Raw genomic sequence first — 18,206 nt, forward strand, 5'->3', positions numbered from 1 at the left:
CGCGCTCCATCACCCGTCCGGGTGACCTTCGGGTGAGACCGGGCCGCCAAATCGTTCAGCCGGGTCACAGGAGGCCGCGGACGCGGGCGACGGCCAGCGCCTTCGCCCGGCGGTCGACCTCGAGCTTGCGGTAGATCGAGGCCAGGTGGGTCTTGACGGTGTTCTCGGACAGGAAGAGCGCCGAGGCGATGGCGTGGTTGGTGCCGCCCTGGGCCAGCGCGTGCAGCACGTCGAGCTCGCGTGCCGTGAGGACGGTGCGCCCGTCGTCGGCCGGCGGCGGGGTGACCGGCGCCGGGCGGAGCGGTCGTGGCTCGGTGGGTCGGCTCAGGACGGCTTCGAGGGCCGTCCGGGCCGCGGGATGCGCGTCGGGCCGCTCGAGCTCCCGCGCCAGCAGCTGGGGCAGGCGATCGGTCGCGACCGTCGCGCCGGCCAGGACCCACCAGAGCCGGTGGGGGGCCGTGCGGGTGAGGACGTCGGGCAGCAGGTCCGCGGCGCGCGCGTCGGTGTCGGGGCGGGCGGCCCGGAGCAGGAAGGCGACGCGTCCGACCGTCGCTCCCGCGGCAGTGACACGCGAGACGGAGTCCGGCGACGTCCAGCCGCCGACCCGGCCGGAGTCGAGCAGCGCGTCGATGTCGTGGACCGCTCCGTCAGGGTCGCCGGAGAGTCCCCGGACGAACGCCCGCACGAGGGTCGCGTCGACCGGATGGCCGAGCCGGTCGAGCACGTCGGCCTTGGCGAGCATGGAGGACAGGTCGCCGGCCCGGGCGTGGGTCGCCATGCGGCTGAGCGCCAGGTGCCGCCGGGCGAAGCCCGGGACCGGTCCGGGTGCATCCGCCGCTGCGTCCAGGATCCGACGGGCCTCGTCCACGTCTCCGCCGATCGTCGTGAGCGTCGCCCGGAGCACGCTGCGGTAGGTGGCGATGAGCGGGTCGAAGGGGTCGGCTCCCGCGGCCTCGGCCGCCTGGAGCGCGGCATCGGCGGCGTCCAGCTCCAGAGCCTGCACGTGGGCCAAGCCCCGCACGAGGTGGGCGCGCGCCGCCGCGGTGCCGCTCGCCGGCAGCGGCACCGCGGCCGTCAGCCGGTCCAGGGTGGCCGCACCCGTCGCCGCTGCGGTCTGGTAGGTCTCGTGGGCGAGCTCCACCACCGCCCGCAGGCTCATCGCGGAGGCGGAGAGCGCGGCGAGCGAGGCGGAGGCGGCGTAGGCGGCGAGCCCCCGCAGGTGGATGTCGGCGGCGTCGACGTCGCCCGCCGCGAGGTGGAGGGCCGACAGCTCCAGCATCAGTGCGCACCAGCGGGCCGGGCCGATCCCGGCCGAGTCGTGGTCGTGCTCGCCGGTCTCGTGGCGGCATCCCAGCAGGGTGCTCGCCCGGTGCAGGGCTCCGTCCACCGACCGCCAACCGCATCGAGCCTGCCAGAGATCGAGCACCGCGAGGTCGGCGTCGGCGTCGCGCGAGCGCCGTGGCCGCCAGCGGCCGTCGTCCGCGTGCTCGAGGGCCTGGTCACCGACTCGGCGGGCGGCGTCGTGCTGGCCGCCCGCGCGGAGCAGCAGCGCGTCCAGGGCCACGACCGCCCGCGAGCCCGAGCGGATGTCCTCGGGGACGCCGGCGAGCGCGGCGGCGGCGAGCTCGAGACGGCCGGTCGACATGATCTCGGGCAGGTACTCGTGGGCGGCGTCCAGCTGCAGGGGCAGGTCGCCGCTCAGCGTGGCGTGCCGGACGGCGGCGGCGGCGTCGCCGGCGCGACGGTAGTACGCGACCGCCCGGGTCTGGGCGGCGACGCCGATCGTGTGCTGGGGGCCGCCCGGGCGCACCCGCCAGCGGACGACCTCGGCGACGAGCGGATGCAGGCGCCACACCCCCTCGTCGGCACCTCGACGTGCGGAGACCAGCAGCCCGTCCGCGGCGGCGTCGTGAAGCAGCCGGTCGGCGTCGGGGTCACCGGACAGGACCCGGGCGGCTCGTGGTGTGATGCGCGGCTCGTGGGCGACGCCGGCCAGGACCAGCGCGAGCTCGGGCGGGTAGCTCGTCAGCGCCTGCTCGACGAGTCCCTCGGCCGCTTGGGCCAGGCCGCTCGGGACGGTCCGGCCGCCCGGACCGGTGTACCGCGCCACGTGCCACCACTCGCGGGCCAGCAGGGACGCCGCCCCGGCCCACCCGTCGGCCGCCACCACGAGCGACGTGGTGGCGTCCTCGTCGAGGTCCGGCTGATGGGACCGGACGAGCACGGCCGCCTCGTGGTCGTCCAGGCGGAGACCGTCCAGGTGGAGCGCGTCGACGCCGGCAAGCAGGCCGAGGCTGCCGGTGAGCCACGGCAGCGAGGTGCGCGAGAGCACGACCAGGCGAGGCTCGGCCGGGTCGGCAGCCAGCGTGGCGAGGCGTCGGCGGCCCTCCTCGTCCAGGTCGTGAGCGTCGTCGACCACGAGCACGTCACACGGCGGGGTGCCTTCGAGGACGTCCGCCGGGCTGGCCCACCGCACGCTCTCGTCGGCGCGGACCGCCCAGGCGCGCGTGCCGGCGGTCTTGCCGGTGCCGGCCGGCGCGACGACGAGACTGAGCGGACGTCCCGCGGCGAGGTAGGCGCTCAGGCGGGGCCGGGGGAACGGGTCGCCGGGCACGAAGCGGGGCGGCACGCCGTGGCGCGGTCCGGTCTCCGACAGCATGACGCTCCCCCCTCCCGGCGTGACGCGTCACGCCGGCCTCCCGTCGTCATCCTCACCTGCCGGAGGCTCACGCGCACGCGCGTGCGTCACGTGCGGGCCGGGACTGGGACGAAGCCCCGGACCCGGCCGCCCGGAAAGGGGCAGGGGCCGTGCCGGGCGCCGCGACCGACCGACGTCCGCCCTCGGTCTCCCGCGTGGCCGGTCCGGTGGCCCTCGCCCGAATCCACCGAGGCCGGCCAGGAGGTCGCCGCCTAGCCTCGCCGGCGAGGTCGGCCCACGAAAGGATCCTGCGATGAACGAGGTCATCGGCGACCTGCTGCCGCTCGCGCTGGGCGTGGCCATCTCACCCGTGCCGATCATCGCGGTGATCCTGATGCTGCTCGCGCCCCGGGCGCGGGCCGCATCCGTCGCCTTCCTGGGCGGGTGGCTCGTCGGCATCGCCGTGGTCGTGACCGTCGTCGCGCTCGTCGTCGACCCGGCCTCGGGCGACGAGGACGGTCCGGCCACCTGGGTCTCGTGGACCAAGCTCGCCCTCGGTGTCGTCGCCGTCGTCCTGGCCGTGGGCCAGTGGCGCGGCCGTCCGCGCCCGGGCGACGAGCCGCACCTGCCCGGCTGGATGGCGGCGATCGACTCGGTGACGCCGGCGCGGGCGGCCGGGCTCGGTGCGCTTCTCTCGGCGCTCAACCCGAAGAACCTCACCCTCTGCCTGGCGGGTGGCGTGGCCATCGGTGGTGGCGGGCTCGACGGCGCGGGGACGACCGTGGCCGTCGTCGTCTTCACGCTGCTGGGCGGGTGCTCGGTCGGGGTGCCCGTGATCAGCTACCTCGTCGCAGCCGACCGCCTGCGCGGACCGCTGGACGAGCTGCGGGCGTGGCTGACGGTCCACAACGCCGCCGTGATGAGCGTGCTGCTGCTCGTCATCGGTGTCTCGCTGGTCGGCAAGGGAGTCGGCGGCCTCTGAGGCCTGGCACGGTGCGCCGTGGCCGCGACGGGTGGTCCGCACCGTCGGAACCTGCGGGACGTCACGCGGCGCGCCCCCAGGGGCGGGACGAAGGAGCAGCGGCCGGCTCGACCGACGGTCACGCGCCTCGCACGACGCACCGGAACCCGACGTGCGAGGTGGTGTCGCGGACGCCGTGACCCTGGCGGGCAGCCGGGCGGTAGCGCTGGCAGTAGTAGGGCGAGCACAGGTGCGAGCCGCCCTTGGTGACGCGGCGGTCGCCCTCGGTCACCACGTCGGTGACCGTGTCCGGCACGACGGTCGCCGGCGCGGGCTGCGAGGCACCGGTGCGGGAGTGGCCGCCGCAGCAGGCATGTCCGGAGGGGGGCGCCTGCTGCGGCGACCGGCCCGGGCCCGCCGCGGTCCCTCCCGACACCTCGAGGAGGGTCGTGGAGGGGAGGAGGTCGCGGTGGTCGGGCGTCCAGGGGGTGCGGGTCCACTCCCACACGTTGCCGATCATGTCGGCCAGGCCGTGCCCGTCCAGCGGGTACGAGCCGACGGGGGAGGTGCGGTGGTGGCCGCGCACGTCCTCGCTGCGCCAAGGGAACGGCCCTTGCCAGGTGTTGGCCATCGTGCGTCCGCCCGGTGCGAGCTCGTCGCCCCAGGCGAAGTCCTGGGGGGGCCGCCCACCCTGGGCCGCGTGCTCCCACTCCGCCTCGGTGGCCAGGTCCTTGCCCGTCCACCGGGCGTACGCGAGGGCGTCCTCCCAGCCGACGTGGACGACGGGGTGGTCGGGACGGTCGGTCCAGGTGGAGCCGGGGCCCTCCGGGTGGCGCCACTGGGCGCCGGGCTGCCACCGCCACCACCGGGTCCAGTCGGTCAGCGGCACCGGGCCCGGCGGCTGGGTGAACACCTGGGAGCCCGGCACGAGCATGGCCGGGTCGGCGCCGGGGAAGTCGGCCGGGTCGAGCTCACGCTCGGCCACCGTCACGTGGCCCGTGGCCGCGACGAACTCGGCGAACCGTTCGTTCGTCACCGGGTGCACGTCGAACCAGACGTCCGGCACCGAGACGGGCACGACCGGACGCTCCTCGGGGTAGAACCGCTCGCTGCCCAGGCTCGTGACGCCGCCGGGGACGAGCACCATGCCGTCCATGGTCGAGTCCTCGGCCACGCTCGCCGTCATGCTCGCCGCCTCAGTCCCGTGCCACGGCGGCGGCCAGGTGGGCCTCGACGTCGACGTACGCGTCGTCGGCGACGTCGAACACCACCTTGTGCAGCGTGCCGCCGGTGAACTCGAACCGGGATCCCGCGTAGGCCTGGGACACCGCGTCGCCGCTGTCGTAGCCGATGCACAGGCCCTCGCCGCACAGCGAGAAGTGGCCCAGGACGGTGCGGATCCGCTGCTCGGCGACGAGCTCGTCGTCGACGTACAGGCGCAGCGGCCCGACGCCCTCCCGGTGCGGTCCCATCTCCTCCTTCACGAACTCCACGCCCAGCACGTGCCGGCCCGAGGCCGGGACGGGTGCCGAGACGCGGTCCTCCGGCGGGATGCCGAGGAAGTTGTAGGCGTACGTGACCTGGCCGTCCTTGAGGAACAGGGCGTGACCGCCGAACCGGGACCCGTGGGCGAACACCACGCCCTCGGTCCGCTCGGTCAGGTCGACGTCGGCCAGCACCTTGTACGAGACGCCATGGACGTTCGCGGCGGAACGCTCGGGCACCTCGGACGTGCCGGGGTAGTAGGTGTACTGGCCGCTGGGCGGCACCGGCACGTGGAACTCCATCTTCACGAAGGTCTCGAAGTCCTCCGGGTTGCCGAGGACCTGCAGGTCGTTGAGCGGGAGGACGTGGTTCGCCCGCGCCTCCTGCATCCACAGCGCCTTCAGCTGCTCGAGCCGGTCGGGCTCCTGCTCGGCGAGGTCGTGCGCCTCGGACCGGTCGACGTCGGTGTGGAACAGCTGCCAGCGGTCCTGGTCGAACCGGCTGCGGCCGTTGCCCGGGCCGTGCTCGGTGACCGCCTTCCAGCCCTCGTGCCACAGGCCGCGGCTGCCGAACATCTCGTAGTACTGGGTCTGCTTCGCCGTGGGCGCGTCCGGCTGGTCGAAGGAGTACGCCATGGAGACACCGGACAGGGGAGTCTGCTCGACGCCCTCGAAGGTCTCGGGGAACTCCACCCCGCAGGCCTCCAGGATGGTCGGCACGACGTCCGTGCAGTGGTGGTACTGGTCGCGCACCTCGCCCCGGGCGCGGATGCCGGCGGGCCACGAGATGACCAGCGGGTCGGCGATGCCGCCCTGGTAGGTGTACCGCTTGAACATCCGGTACGGCGTCGAGAACGCGGCGGCCCAGCCGGTGGGGTAGTGGCCGTACGTGTTCGGGCCGCCCAGGTCGTCGACCATCGACAGGTTCTGCTCCAGGTCGTCGGGGTAGCCGCCGAAGATCTTGCCCTCGTTGACCGAGCCGTTCGGGCTGCCCTCGCCGGACGCGCCGTTGTCGGCGCAGTACAGGATCAGCGTGTTCTCGAGCTGGCCGGACTCCTCGAGGTAGTCGACGATGCGCCCCACCTGGGCGTCGGTGTACTCCGACATCGCCGCGTAGACCTCCGCCATGCGGCAGAACATGGCCTTCTCCTTCTCGTCCAGCTCGTCCCACGGCCGCACGCGGTCGCCCTCGGTGAACGTCCCCTCGGCCATGGGGTTGAGCGGGGTGAGCTCGGTGCCCTCCGGCAGGATGCCGCGCTCGATCATCCGCGGCAGGACCCACTCCCGGTAGGCCTCGTAGCCGTCGTCGAACACGCCCTTGTACTTGTCGATGTAGTCCTGCGGGGCGTGGTGCGGCGCATGGTTGGCTCCCGGGCAGAACCACAGGTACCAGGGCTTGTCCGGCTCGGTCTGCTTCGAGTCGCGGATCATCCTCAGCGCCTGGTCGGCCAGGTCCTTGGACAGGTGGTAGCCCTCGTCGGGGCCGTACGGCTGCTCCACGTACCGGTTGCCCTCCGCCAGCGACGGGAACCAGTTGTTGGTCTCGCCGCCGATGAATCCGTAGAACTGGTCGAAGCCCTGGCCCAGCGGCCAACGCTTCTTCGAGGCGCCAGTCGTCCACTCGTCGATGGGGACGTTGTGGTTCTTGCCGACCCAGAAGGTGCTCCAGCCGGCCTCGCGCAGGACGCTCGCCATCGTCGCGTTGCTCGGCGGGATGTGGGAGCTGTAGCCCGGGAACCCGGTCGAGGACTCCGAGATGGACGCGAACCCGTTCAGGTGGTGGTTGCGCCCGGTCAGCAGGGTCGACCGCGTGGGGGAGCACAGCGCCGTCGTGTGCCACTGGGTGTACGTGAGACCGTCGGCCGCGAGCCGCTCCATCGTCGGCATCTGGATCCGGCCGCCGTACGGCGACCAGGCTGCCTGCCCGGTGTCGTCGTAGAGCACGACGAGGACGTTGGGCGCCCCTTCGCGCGCCTTGCTCGGCAGGAACGCCTCCCAGTCGCCCTGCGAGTCGCGGACGTCCAGCTCGATCTTCCCCTGGAACTCACGGGTCATGACACACCTCTCGGGTCGGTCGCGGAGCCGGCGGCCACCGTCGGTGGCGCCGTTCGCGGCCAGGCTGCGACGGGTGCGGGCCCGGAGCCTCACCTGAGACGGGTGAGGCTCCGGGCGCGGCCCGGCGGTGGGGTCGGGGGAGCGACGAGAGGAGGCGCCATGCCAGGACGTGCCGTGCCCGCGTGGATCGCCCCCACCTGGCGGCGCTACCGACGGGCCTGGCTGCGCGTCGACGTGCTCGCCGGCCTCGCGGCCGGCACGGTCGTCGTGCCCCAGGCCATGGCGTACGCGACGATCGCCGGCCTGCCGGTGCAGGTGGGGCTCTACACCTGCATGGTCCCGATGGTCGTGTACGCGCTGCTCGGCGGAGGACGGGCGGTGTCGGTCTCGACGACGTCGACGATCGCGGTGCTGGTCGCGGCGACCCTGGCCGGCCTGCCGGCGGCCGAGCGGGGCGACGCCGACGCGCTGCTGGGAGCGGCGTTCACCCTCACGTTCCTGGCCGGGCTGTGCCTGGTGGCGATGCGGCTTCTCCGGCTCAGCGCGCTCGTGGAGTGCATCTCGCCGGCGACGCTGACGGGCATCCGTATCGGGGTCGGGCTGACGGTCGCAGCCAGCCAGCTGCCGAACCTGCTCGGGGTGCCGGCGGACCCGGACGCCGGCGGCTTCTTCGAGAAGACGGCCGACGCCCTGGGCCGGGTCCCCGACGCCGACGGCACCACGGTGGCGGTCTCGGTCGGAGCGGTCGTGCTGCTGCTCGTGCTGCGTCGGGTCGTGCCGCAGGTTCCCGGTCCGCTGGTCGTCGTGGCCGGGGGGATCGCGCTCGTGGCGCTGACCGACGTCGAGGAGAGGGGCCTGGCGCTGGTCGATCACGTCCCGACCGGGTTGCCCTCGCTGTCGGTCCCGGTGGCCGGGGACGTGCTGGACCTCCTGCCGGGCGCCCTCGCGGTGGCGTTCATGGCGTTCCTGGAGACGGTCCTCGTCGCCCGGACGAACCGGCGGCGCGACGAACCGCCGATCGACTCCGAGCAGGAGCTCGTCGCCACCGGCCTGGCCGCCCTCGCCGGTGGGCTCACGCAGACGCTGCCGCCCGCCGGAGGGTTCTCCCAGTCGGCGGTCAACCTGCGATCGGGGGCGCGGACCCAGGTCGCCCAGCTCGTCACCGCCACGCTCGCCGTGCTCGTCGCCCTCGTGCTGGCGCCGCTGCTCGACGAGCTGCCGCGCGCCGTCCTGGCGGCGATGGTGCTGGTGGCGATCCTGGGGCTGCTCCGGCCCTCCGAGCTGCGGCTCTACGCGCAGGTGGACCGGGCCGAGCTCTGGGTGGCGCTGGTGGTGGCTGGGCTCGGACTGACCGGAGGCATGCTGCTGGGCGTCGCGGTCGGTGTGGCCTTGACGCTCGTGCTCGTCGTCCGCGCGGTGAACCAGCCCCGGGTCCAGCCCGCTGCCCCGAGCCGCGACGGCGTCCTGAGGCTGCGCCTGCTCGGCGGGGTCTACACCGGCAACGCCACGGCCACGCACGACGAGGTGCTCAGGCTGGTCGCGGCGTGCGCCACCGCACCGCGCGAGGTGCGTCTGGACGCCGAGGCGGTGTCGAGGGTGACGGTGCCGTTCCTGGACCTCCTGCGGTCGCTGACCGACGAGCTGGGCGACGTGCGGCTCGGCCTCGAGCGCGTGCCGGAGGACCTCGTGCTGGTGCTGCGCCGCACCGACTGGTGGCGTGCGCACGAGTCCGACCTGCTCGTGCCGGACGGCACGAGTCGATAGTCGCCGTGCGGCGGATCCCCTCCGGCCGGGTCACCCGAGGTCGGGCCTGCCGGGCCGGGGCTCGACGAGCCAGCTGCTCGCCTCGGCGAAGGCGGCTCCGGTCGACCGGCCGAGCGCGGGGCGGGCCCGGAAGATGCGGATCATGCCTTGCACGTCGAGGGCCTGGGTGTGCTGGAAGCGTTCGACGACGTCGGGGGAGACCCCGGAGAGGTAGAGCAGGCCGCCGCGGTCGTGAAGGTCGGCGGCGTAGGCGGCCATGACGGCGAAGAACGTCGACCCGAGGGACGTCCGCCCCCGCAGTCGGAGCACGACCACGGGACGGTCGGCGTCGCCCGGGTCCGGGAGCCGGGCCTCGAGGGTGCGCGATCCCGCGTAAAGGAGACTGCCGTAGACGTCGAGGACGACGGGCTCGCGATCGGGCAGCACCGCGGGCGGGTCCGTCTCGACGAGGTCGCCCGCGTGGGGCACGAGGCGGACGACGCGCAGGTCGAGCGCGTCCTTGTTCAGCTGGAGCAGGAGGGACACCAGGACTCCGACCCCGACGGCAGCAGCCACCGGGAGGACGAGGGTGGCCACGAAGGTGCCGACGAGCGCGACCCGGGAGATGGTGCTGGTGCGCAGCACCTCCAGCAGGTCGGCCGGACGGACCGACATGACGCCCGCGTACATGAGCACCGCGGCCAGCGTCGGCATCACGACGTGACCCACCACGCCGGCGAGGGCGACGAGGATGAGCAGCATCCACGCGCCGGCGAGGATCGCCGCCCAGCGAGAGCGGGCGCCGGCGGCCCGGCTCAGAGCGGTCGCACTCACCGACCCGCCGATGGGGATGCCGTGGAAGACGCCCGAGCCGAGGTTGGCGACGCCCTGGCCGACGAAGTCGACGTTGATCCGTGACGGGGTGCCGTCGGGGTTCGGGGCCGACTGGGCGACGCCCGCACCCTGGACGAGGACGATGGCCGCGATCGCCAGGGCGCCCCCGACGAGCTCCCACGACAGGTCGGACAGCGTCGGCAGCACCAGCGGCGGCACGCCGCGGGGGATCTCGCCGGCGTCCGCGACCGTCGCGATCCGGTCCGTCCCCGACGCCACGGCGACGGCGGTCGGGACGACGACCGCGAGCAGCGAGCCCATCAGCTCGAACCGGGTCCGTGACAGCGCGGCCATGATCGCGACCGCGCCGAGGCCGGCAGCCGCAGCGGGCCACGAGATCGCTCCGAGGTGGGTGAGGGCGTGCCACGCCTTGGTCACGTTGAGCGACCCCTCGGACGGCGCGCCGACGAGGTCGGGGAGCTGGCCCAGCGTGATGTTGACCGCGACGCCCGTGAGGAAGCCGAGCATGACCGAGTGCGACACGAAGCGGACGTACCGGCCGAGCCTGAGGACCCCGGCGGCGATCATGAGGAGTCCGGACAGCAGGGTCAGCAGCACGAGCGCGGAGTCGCGCTCGGGGGCGGACAGACCGTCGAGCGCCGACCCGGCCGCCAGGGCGGCCGCGGTGGTGGTGGTGACCACCATGAGCTTCGTCGACGTCGTCAGTCCGCCGCCGATGGGCCCGGCGAACCCCGCGTACAGTCCGTACGCCGGGTTCACCCCCACCAGGACGGCGGAGGCCATGCCGTCGGGCACGGTGCTGATCGCCTGCGGCAGGCCGGCGAGCGCGTCCGCCCGCAGGTCCGAGCGCCGGGGGCGCAGGCTCTGGAGGATCGTCGCGGCGCGCCTGATCGCCCGGGCGGCCGGGCTCATCCGGACTCCCGCGGGCGCTGCCCGCGGGTCCACGCGAGCGCGTCGTCGTACGCGTGGTCGAGCGCCTCGAAGAAGGTCGGCGTCCTCATGACGACGTTCTCGGATCCGAGGATCGAGCTGAGGCCGGTGCGGTCGAACACCTTCATCAGCGTCGGGTCCAGGCCCACCACCATGAGTCGCGACCCGTGGTCGGTCAGCTGGTGGGCGCGCTGGGCGAGAGCCTTGATGATCGTCGACGACGGGACGTCGGGCAGGGTCCGGACGTGGAAGATCACGACCGCCTCGCGTGCCTCCGCGAGGGCGGGCCACTCCTCGTCGAGCCGGGCGACCTCGGCGAACATGCTCACGCCCTCGTAGTGGAGCACCGTCACCGTGCCCGGTTCGACGCGCGGAGGCACGTCGGTGGTGCGCCATCGACCGCGCGCGTCTCGTTCGAGCGCCCGGATCCGGGCCCGTCGTTGCGCGTTGACGCAGAAGAGCAGCAGCGACAGTCCCGCGCCGAGCAGGATCGCGTCCTGCAGGGGGAGCTGGGTGGTGGCGACGAAGGTCGCGATCATCGCGACCGTGGGCAGGGGGCCGGTGCGCGCGACCAGCCTGATGTCGCCGAGCCGGCCGATGATCAGCTCACCGGCGATGACCACGATCAGGCCGCCGATCACGGGCATGGGGATCTGCTCGGCGAGGGGACCGGCGACCAGGACCAGCACAGCGAGCACGATGCCGGCGAAGACGCCGGCCCAGCGGGTGCGGGCGCCGGCACTGGTCGCGACCCCGGTGCGTGACATGGACCCGCCGGTGGGAAGCGCCCGGAAGAACCCCCCGGCGATGTTCGCCACGCCCTGGGCGGTGAAGTCGCCGGAGACGTTGCTGCGGGTCCCGTCCGGGTTCGGCACGGCGGCGCCGATTCCCGCAGCCTGGGCGAGGGCCACCAGCGCCACGGCGACCGCGCCGGTGATCAGCTCCGGCGCGACGCCGGGGTCCGGGACCACGGGCTGGGGCAACGACCGCGGGATCGTCCCGATGTCGCCGACGAGACGCACGTCGAGGTCGAGCACGACGACCGGCAGGCTGGCGATGATGAGGGCGAGCAGGATCGCGAACGCTCGAAGGCGCTCGACGGCGTGGAGCGCGAACCAGCAGGCGACGGTCGCGGCGGCCACGACCGTGGAGGTGGGCTCCCAGCTTCCGACGTGGATGACGGCGTCGCCGAGCTTGGCGAGAGTGTTGTGGGCGCTCGTCCGGTAGCCGGTGGCGTCCTCGATGACGCCGGCCAGGATCTGGATCGCGATGCCCGTGGTGAAGCCGGTCATCACCGCGTTCGACACGAAGCTCATCAGCGAGCCCATCCCGAGCAGCCCGAACAGCAGCATGAACGCCCCCACGAGGATCGTGAGGGTGGCGATGTGCCTGGGGTCGTCGGCATCCAGGCCCGCTTCGTCCAGCACGCTGTGCGAGGTCAACGCGATGGCACTGGTGAGGGTGGTGGTCATCAGCACGGTGCGGGAGAACAGCGACCCGACCGCCGTCGGCACCATCCCCGAGTACAGGCCGAGCAGGGGGTTGAATCCGCCGATGGAGGCGTAGGCCATCCCCTCGGGGATCGAGAACAGGCCCGTGACGAACCCGGCGACGGCGTCCTGGCGGGTCGGGCGCCCCCATCGGGACCGTCCCAGGACGCGCCGCCAGCGAGAGGGTCCGCTCGCGGGCAGCTCGGACTCGGGGCCCTGGTCGGCCGCGGGCCCGTACGTGCCCATCAGTCCGCCCGCCTCGGGTCCGCCGCGCTGCCTCCGCGCGGAGACGGTGGGCGGGTGCTGGTGCCAGGGGGCGGCTCCGCCGCGTCGCGGCGACGCCGTCGCAGGACGGCCGGCAGGACGAGGAAGGCGCCCAGGGCCGCTACCGCGACGCCGAGGCCGGTCTCCAAGGACCGTTCCCAGAACCGGTGGGGCGCGTCCGCCGGGTCGCGAGCCAGGAGCAGGACGAACACGAAGAACGTGGTGAAGGTGGGCAGCACGTACCAGCGGCTGCCGCTGGTCGCCGTGGCCGCCACCACCACCAGTCCGATCGCCCCGGCGTACACCCACCCGGGTGGGTCGATCGCCACCAGCAGCGACGCGGCCACGGCTCCGAGCACCACGTCGGCGAGACGATCGAGGGAACGCATCCGCTGCGTCGGCGGATTGGGCCGCATCACCAGCAACGCTGCCGCAGGAGCCCATCCCACGTGCTCGAGGTCGGCGGCGAAGCCGATCGCGGCGCAGACGGCACCGACGAGACCGGCGATCCAGCCGTAGGGCACCATCGTCGCCGGGGTGCGCCGCGCTTCGGCCACCGGCGGTGCCGCGGGGGTGCGTCCCCCGGGCCAGCAGACGGCGACCAGGACGGCCCACGCGGTGCCCAGCAGGATGTCGACGGCCAGCCCGGCCGTGGTCTCCGGTCCGGGGTAGCTGAAGCCGACGGCGAGCAGGGGCAGGCACAGCAGCAGGCCGAGCATCGCGATCGGCCGTCGAAGGTGCGCGACCAGGTGTCCCATGGCCCCGCCGGCCAGCAGCATCGCGGTCACCGCCACCGCGGGCCACTGCGCCAGCACACCACCGACGAGGATCGAGACGGCGGCGAGGACGCCGTACAGGGCGAGCTTGACCCGGGCCACCCGTGAGGGTGGCAGGGGGAGCGGGCAGACCGGGAGCAGCCCGATCGCGAGGCCGGCGCCGAGCTGGACGTCCGACAGCGCTGCCACGGAGGCGGGTGCCGCGGTGACGGCTCCGCGCAGCGCGTCGGACCACCGCCACGTGAGTCCCGGGGTGCGGATGGGACCTCTCGTACCTGACACGCCCGCCTCCAGACCCGTCCGGTGCGACCTCTGCTGGACCCTCGTAGTCGACGCGAGGACGACGAGGAGGGACTCACCCGCATCGGGCGAACTGGACGGAGGCGCGGCGCGGGCGGTCACGCCGGCCGCACGTCAGCCGCGCCGGCCTCGCAGGCCGGTGCGGCGGAGCGTGCCGACCATGCGTGGGCCGGCGAGCCGCCGCTCGATCCGGTACGCGCCCTGGTCGAGGGGATGGGCCAGGTACTGGCCGAGGATGACGCCCGCCGCCAGCGAGAGGGCCGTCGCCAGTGCTGACGCCAGCTGCAGCACGCCGTCCTTGCCCTCGGCCAGCAGTGCGAGGCCGCGGTAGATCTCGAGCCCCGGCAGGAGCGGGACGATCGCCGGCACGACGACGATGAGGGGAGGGACGTGGAAGCGCCTCGCCACGAGGTAGCAGGTCGTGCCGATGGTGACGGCGGCCGCCGCGGAGCCCCAGGTGCGTCCGACGTCGGTCTGGTCGATGGCGAGCATGACGACGTGGGCCAGCGTGCCGACCACGGCCACCGCGGCCAGGGCGCGCAGGGGTGCGTAGGACGCATAGGCGAACGCGGCCGCGGCCAGCGCGGCGCCGAGCACGGTCACGCCCGCCTCGGCCAGGCCGCTCGCCCCGGTGTTGGCGTTCACGAGCCGGACGCCCACCAGGTCGCCGACGGTCAGGCCGGCGCTGACGCCGGCGATGATCCCGGCGGTGTCGAGGAACGCGTTGATCAGCCGGGCCGACGCCGTCACGGGGAACCCGGTGAGTGCGTCCTGGGTGGCCCCCATGATGCCGACGCCGGCCAGCAGCATGACGATGCCGGCGGTGACCACGCGCGACGGGCTCACCGCGAGGTCGCCTGCGGCCGCGGCGACCGCCACCATCGTGGCGACGAACCCGCCGGCGGCCTGCTGGTAGAACGCCGGGATGCGGTGGGCCGGCAGCAGGATCTGCGTGCCGTCGATGCCGCAGGCCGCGACGAAGGCGAGGAGGCACACCACCGGGCTTCCGCCCAGGGTCAGGGCGATGCCCGCGCCCATGACGCCCCAGCCGAGCGTGACCGCCCAGCGTCGCCGGGCGTGGCCGGTGGAGACGATGCGGGCGACCCGCTCACGCGCCTGCTCCCGGGTGACGGTGCCGTCGACCGTCTCGTGGACGGTCCGGTCGACCTCGATCAGGTCGGCGTAGTCGACCGCGCGCCGGTTGACCCGGCGGACCAGGACCGTGACGGGGTCGTCGCGGCCGGGCTGGTGGCGCAGCGTGAGGTCGACGAACGTCACGTCGGCGGAGACGTTGCGCAGCCCGCAGGCGTGGGCGACGTCCAGCATCGTCGAGCTCACGTCGGCCGCACCCGCCCCCGACGACAGCAGCACCTCGCCGATCCGCAGGGCCAGGTCGAGGGAGTCGTAGACCTCGCCACGGCTGGTCATGGGCCCCGACGGCCCCGTCAGGCGGACGTGGAGGCGAGACGCTGCAGGAACAGGGCCTCCACCAGCGCCATCGACGCGAGCTCGCCGGGGTCGACGCTCTCGTTCGGTGCGTGGATGAGCGCCTGCGGCTCCTCGACGCCCATGAGGATGATCTCCGCGGCGGGGAACGTCTCGTCGAGCACGTTGCACAGCGGGATGGAGCCGCCCTGGCCCAGGTGGGTCATCTCGGTGCCGTACGCCTCCTTCATCGCCGCCGCCATCGCCTCGTAGGCCGGGCCGTCGGTCGCGGCCTCGAACGGCGAGCCGGTCGCCTCGACCTCGACGGTGCACCGGACGCCCCAGGGCACGGCCGCCCGCAGGTGCGCCTCGAGGGCGGTCTGCGCGTCGGCCGCCGTGACGCCCGGCGGGATCCGCAGGTTCAGGCGGGCCGCCGCGCGCGGGACGACGGCGGCCGCGGACCCGACGACCGGCGGGCAGTCGATGCCCAGGATCGTCACCGCGGGCCGGGCCCACAGCATGTCGGCCACCGTGCCGTCGCCCAGCAGTCGCACGCCCTCCAGCACGCCCGCGTCGGAACGGAACTGGTCAGGCGGGTAGGGCGCGCCCGACCAGCGGCGGGACGCGTCCAGGCCGGTGATGGTGGTGTTGCCCTCGGCGTCGCGCAGGCTGGCCAGGGTGGCGACCAGCGCGGCGAGCGCGTCGGGGGCGGCTCCGCCGAACATGCCCGAGTGGACCTCGGTGGAGCTGGACTCCAGCGTCACGACGACGTTGACCATGCCGCGCAGGCTGACCGTCGCGGCCGGCTGCCCGACCGCCGCGTTGCCGGTGTCGCAGACCAGGATCGCGTCGGCCCGCAGCAGGTCGGCGTTCGGCGGCACGAACGCCTCGAGCCCGCCGGTGCCCTGCTCCTCGGACCCCTCGACGACCAGCCGCAGGTTCACCGGCACGTCGTCGCCGAGCGCCCGGAGGGCGGCCAGGTGCATGACGATGTTGCCCTTGCAGTCGGCCGACCCGCGGCCGTACCAGCGTCCGTCGACCTCGGTGAGCGTGAACGGGGGCGTGCGCCAGGCGGCCTCGTCCAGCGGCGGCTGCACGTCGTAGTGCGCGTACAGCAGCACGGTGGGTGCGTCCGGGTCGCCGCAGGGACGTGACCCGACGACCGCCATGCTGCCGTCGGCGGTCTCGGCCAGGTGGGCGTCCGTGAAGCCCACGCCGGCGAACTTCTCCTGCACCCAGCGGGCGGCGCGGGCGCACTCCTCGGCGGGGTACTGCCGCGGGTCGGCCACCGAGGGGATGGCCACCAGCTCGGCCAGCTCGTCGTGGGCGGTCGGCATCAGCTCGTCGACACGGCTGCGGAGGTCCATGGCTCAGTCACCCACGTGGTCGGCGGTCTCGAGGTCCTCGACGAACTTCTGGAAGTCGTCGAGCTCGTCGGGGCAGTAGGTCTCGATGATGAGCAGCTGGCCCTGGACGGCCCGGCTCTCGGCGACGACCGGGCGCAGGCCCGGCCCGCTCGCCCCGTTGGTCAGCAGCGAGAACAGGGTGGCGCGGTTCAGGGCCGCGTTCGGGTCCTGGCAGGTGGATCCACCGTCGTCGCCCAGGACCCGCACGATCAGGTCGCGATCGGGCGTGCGGGCCCCCCGCTCCTCGAGCGCGGCGATGAGCTCGTCGGCCTTGTCCTCGGCGCGCGCGGTCTCCCGAGCGCCGCGGAAGGCGATGAGCCCGGCGATCACCAGGCCGGCGAGCAGCACGCAGCTGGTGATGTAGATCCACGATCGCTCGCGGTGGCTCTGGGTCTCCGTCGACGTGGTCATGACGGTGTCACCTCGTTCGGCTCGGGCTGCTTCCAGGACGGCTTGCGGGCCTTGAGGAACAGGAACGGCACGAGCAGCCCCAGCCCGAGGGCGCCGCCACCGACGATGAGGAAGTACAGCGCCGGGTCGCCGGACGCGAACTGCGACGGCGGGATGAAGCCGACCAGCAGGGCCGCGAGCGAGGCCGCGAATCCCACCCCGCACAGGCCGACCAGCATCGGGGCGCGGTAGCCGCGGGGATGGTCGGGGTGCTTGCGCCGCAGCTGCACCGCGGCGGCGAACATGAGCAGGTACATGATCAGGTACACCTGCGTGGTGATCACCGAGAAGATCCAGTAGGCGCTGGAGACGTCGGGGATGAGCGCGTAGGCCAGGCCGATGAGCGTCGTGACCACGCCCTGCACGACCAGGATGTTCTGCTGCACGCCGTTCTTGTTCAGCTGCTGCAGGAACGGGGGCAGGTAGCCCTCCTGGCGCGAGATGAGCAGCAGGCCCTTGGACGGTCCGGCCAGCCAGGTGAGCATGCCGCCGAGCGACGCGGTGACCAGCATGATGCCGACGATCGGCGTCAGCCACTGCCAGCCGAAGTTCGCGAACACCGCGTCGAAGGCTTGCATGACACCGGCGGTGAGCGACAGCTCCTCGGCCGGGACGACCCAGCTGATCGCCAGCGCCGGGAGGATGAAGATCGTCAGCACGAGTCCCATCGCCAGGAACATCGACCGCGGGAACTCCTTGCCCGGGTCCTTCAGCGACGAGACGTGCACCGCGTTCATCTCCATGCCCGAGTACGACAGGAAGTTGTTGACGATCAGCACGAGGCTCGACAGGCCGGCCCACGCCGGGAGCAGGTTCTCGGACGTCATGGGGGCGGCGGACTCGTTGCCCTGGCCCAGGAAGACCACGCCGAGCAGCACGAGCACGACGCCGGGCACCAGGGTGCCGATGATCAGGCCGCCGCTGGCCAGTCCCGCGACGCCCTTGGTGCCGCGCGACGAGACCCACACGCCGGACCAGTACACGACGATGATGACCGCCGCCGTCCACACGCCGCTGCTGGCGAGCTCGGGGTTGAACACGTACGCCAAGGTGCTCGCGACGAACCCCAGGAGACTGGGGTAGTAGAAGATCGTCATCGCGAACTGGCACCAGACGGCGAGGAAGCCCAGCGGCTTCGACAGGCCCTCCGACACCCACTTGTAGATGCCGCCCTCCCAGCCCGAGGCGAGCTCGGCCGAGACCAGCGACGTCGGCAGCAGGAAGACGATGGCCGGCAGCAGGTACAGGAAGACGCAGGCCAGGCCGTACACCGCCATGGTCGGTGCGGCGCGCAGGCTCGCGACCGAGCTGGTGGTCATCATCGCCAGGGCGACCCACGAGATCCACTGGGTCGTGCTCGCCCGGGTGCGGGTGGCGCGGGCGGCGCGTGCGGCGTCGGCGGGGAGGTCGGCGGTGCTCATCGCCGGTC

11 protein-coding genes and 1 pseudogene are annotated in these 18,206 nt (G+C 73.6%); 2 read left to right on the plus strand and 10 right to left on the minus strand.

The window, feature by feature from the left end:
* Positions 1-64 precede the first annotated feature (64 nt).
* Positions 65-259, minus strand: a pseudogene (locus E0W78_RS16995) (LuxR C-terminal-related transcriptional regulator); the annotation flags it as partial.
* Between the two features lie 2,692 nt (positions 260-2,951).
* Between E0W78_RS16995 and E0W78_RS11255 the strand changes: the two are divergent.
* The gene (locus E0W78_RS11255; protein ID WP_131404052.1) at positions 2,952-3,620 is read left to right on the plus strand and encodes a GAP family protein; all 669 of its coding nucleotides are present in this window, start codon (positions 2,952-2,954) and stop codon (positions 3,618-3,620) included.
* Between the two features lie 118 nt (positions 3,621-3,738).
* Here E0W78_RS11255 and E0W78_RS11260 read toward each other — a convergent pair whose 3' ends face one another.
* Together E0W78_RS11260 and E0W78_RS11265 are read right to left on the minus strand one after the other, a co-directional pair.
* Positions 3,739-4,785 carry an SUMF1/EgtB/PvdO family nonheme iron enzyme gene (locus E0W78_RS11260; protein WP_242686323.1) on the minus strand — a complete coding sequence of 349 codons (1,047 nt, stop codon included), beginning with the start codon at positions 4,783-4,785 and terminating at the stop codon, positions 3,739-3,741.
* Positions 4,786-4,795: 10 nt separating this feature from the next.
* Positions 4,796-7,138: an arylsulfatase gene (locus E0W78_RS11265; protein ID WP_131404053.1), complete on the minus strand. Its 2,343-nt coding sequence runs from the start codon at positions 7,136-7,138 to the stop codon at positions 4,796-4,798.
* 159 nt (positions 7,139-7,297) lie between these two features.
* On the opposite strand from E0W78_RS11265, the gene E0W78_RS11270 reads away from it, so the two are divergent.
* On the plus strand, positions 7,298-8,902 hold the full coding sequence (locus tag E0W78_RS11270; protein ID WP_131404054.1) for a SulP family inorganic anion transporter: 1,605 nt from the start codon (positions 7,298-7,300) through the stop codon (positions 8,900-8,902).
* A gap of 30 nt (positions 8,903-8,932) precedes the next feature.
* Here E0W78_RS11270 and E0W78_RS11275 read toward each other — a convergent pair whose 3' ends face one another.
* The 7 genes from E0W78_RS11275 to E0W78_RS11305 all read right to left on the minus strand — a co-directional run bounded on the left by E0W78_RS11275 (position 8,933) and on the right by E0W78_RS11305 (position 18,198).
* Positions 8,933-10,648: a SulP family inorganic anion transporter gene (locus E0W78_RS11275; RefSeq protein WP_131404055.1), complete on the minus strand. Its 1,716-nt coding sequence runs from the start codon at positions 10,646-10,648 to the stop codon at positions 8,933-8,935.
* Complete coding sequence (locus E0W78_RS11280; RefSeq protein ID WP_131404056.1) at positions 10,645-12,402, minus strand: SulP family inorganic anion transporter; 1,758 nt, start codon at positions 12,400-12,402, stop codon at positions 10,645-10,647. Before E0W78_RS11280 ends, E0W78_RS11275 begins: the two co-directional genes overlap by 4 nt.
* On the minus strand, positions 12,402-13,385 hold the full coding sequence (locus E0W78_RS11285; RefSeq protein ID WP_131404057.1) for an FUSC family protein: 984 nt from the start codon (positions 13,383-13,385) through the stop codon (positions 12,402-12,404). The genes E0W78_RS11280 and E0W78_RS11285 overlap by 1 nt, the downstream gene beginning before the upstream one ends.
* A 225-nt stretch (positions 13,386-13,610) precedes the next feature.
* The gene (locus E0W78_RS11290; protein ID WP_131404058.1) at positions 13,611-14,924 is read right to left on the minus strand and encodes a threonine/serine exporter family protein; all 1,314 of its coding nucleotides are present in this window, start codon (positions 14,922-14,924) and stop codon (positions 13,611-13,613) included.
* 17 nt (positions 14,925-14,941) lie between these two features.
* Positions 14,942-16,288 carry a dipeptidase gene (locus E0W78_RS11295; protein WP_131404059.1) on the minus strand — a complete coding sequence of 449 codons (1,347 nt, stop codon included), beginning with the start codon at positions 16,286-16,288 and terminating at the stop codon, positions 14,942-14,944.
* 3 nt (positions 16,289-16,291) lie between these two features.
* A complete protein-coding gene (locus E0W78_RS11300; RefSeq protein ID WP_131404060.1) occupies positions 16,292-16,738 on the minus strand; it encodes a hypothetical protein in 447 nt (148 codons plus the stop codon).
* Positions 16,735-18,198: an APC family permease gene (locus E0W78_RS11305; protein WP_131404061.1), complete on the minus strand. Its 1,464-nt coding sequence runs from the start codon at positions 18,196-18,198 to the stop codon at positions 16,735-16,737. The genes E0W78_RS11300 and E0W78_RS11305 overlap by 4 nt, the downstream gene beginning before the upstream one ends.
* Positions 18,199-18,206 lie beyond the last annotated feature (8 nt).

Source organism: Aeromicrobium sp. IC_218, from assembly GCF_004336805.1.
Lineage (GTDB): Bacteria > Actinomycetota > Actinomycetes > Propionibacteriales > Nocardioidaceae > Aeromicrobium.

What these genes read in the sequence shown, in the direction of transcription:
- E0W78_RS11265 (WP_131404053.1), bottom strand. Translation starts at nt 7,138, where the DNA reads ATGACCCGTGAGTTCCAGGGGAAGATCGAGCTGGACGTCCGCGACTCG.
- E0W78_RS11275 (WP_131404055.1), bottom strand. Translation starts at nt 10,648, where the DNA reads ATGAGCCCGGCCGCCCGGGCGATCAGGCGCGCCGCGACGATCCTCCAG.
- E0W78_RS11300 (WP_131404060.1), bottom strand. Translation starts at nt 16,738, where the DNA reads ATGACCACGTCGACGGAGACCCAGAGCCACCGCGAGCGATCGTGGATC.
- E0W78_RS11270 (WP_131404054.1), top strand. Translation starts at nt 7,298, where the DNA reads ATGCCAGGACGTGCCGTGCCCGCGTGGATCGCCCCCACCTGGCGGCGC.
- E0W78_RS11260 (WP_242686323.1), bottom strand. Translation starts at nt 4,785, where the DNA reads ATGACGGCGAGCGTGGCCGAGGACTCGACCATGGACGGCATGGTGCTC.
- E0W78_RS11305 (WP_131404061.1), bottom strand. Translation starts at nt 18,198, where the DNA reads ATGAGCACCGCCGACCTCCCCGCCGACGCCGCACGCGCCGCCCGCGCC.
- E0W78_RS11280 (WP_131404056.1), bottom strand. Translation starts at nt 12,402, where the DNA reads ATGGGCACGTACGGGCCCGCGGCCGACCAGGGCCCCGAGTCCGAGCTG.
- E0W78_RS11295 (WP_131404059.1), bottom strand. Translation starts at nt 16,288, where the DNA reads ATGGACCTCCGCAGCCGTGTCGACGAGCTGATGCCGACCGCCCACGAC.
- E0W78_RS11290 (WP_131404058.1), bottom strand. Translation starts at nt 14,924, where the DNA reads ATGACCAGCCGTGGCGAGGTCTACGACTCCCTCGACCTGGCCCTGCGG.
- E0W78_RS11255 (WP_131404052.1), top strand. Translation starts at nt 2,952, where the DNA reads ATGAACGAGGTCATCGGCGACCTGCTGCCGCTCGCGCTGGGCGTGGCC.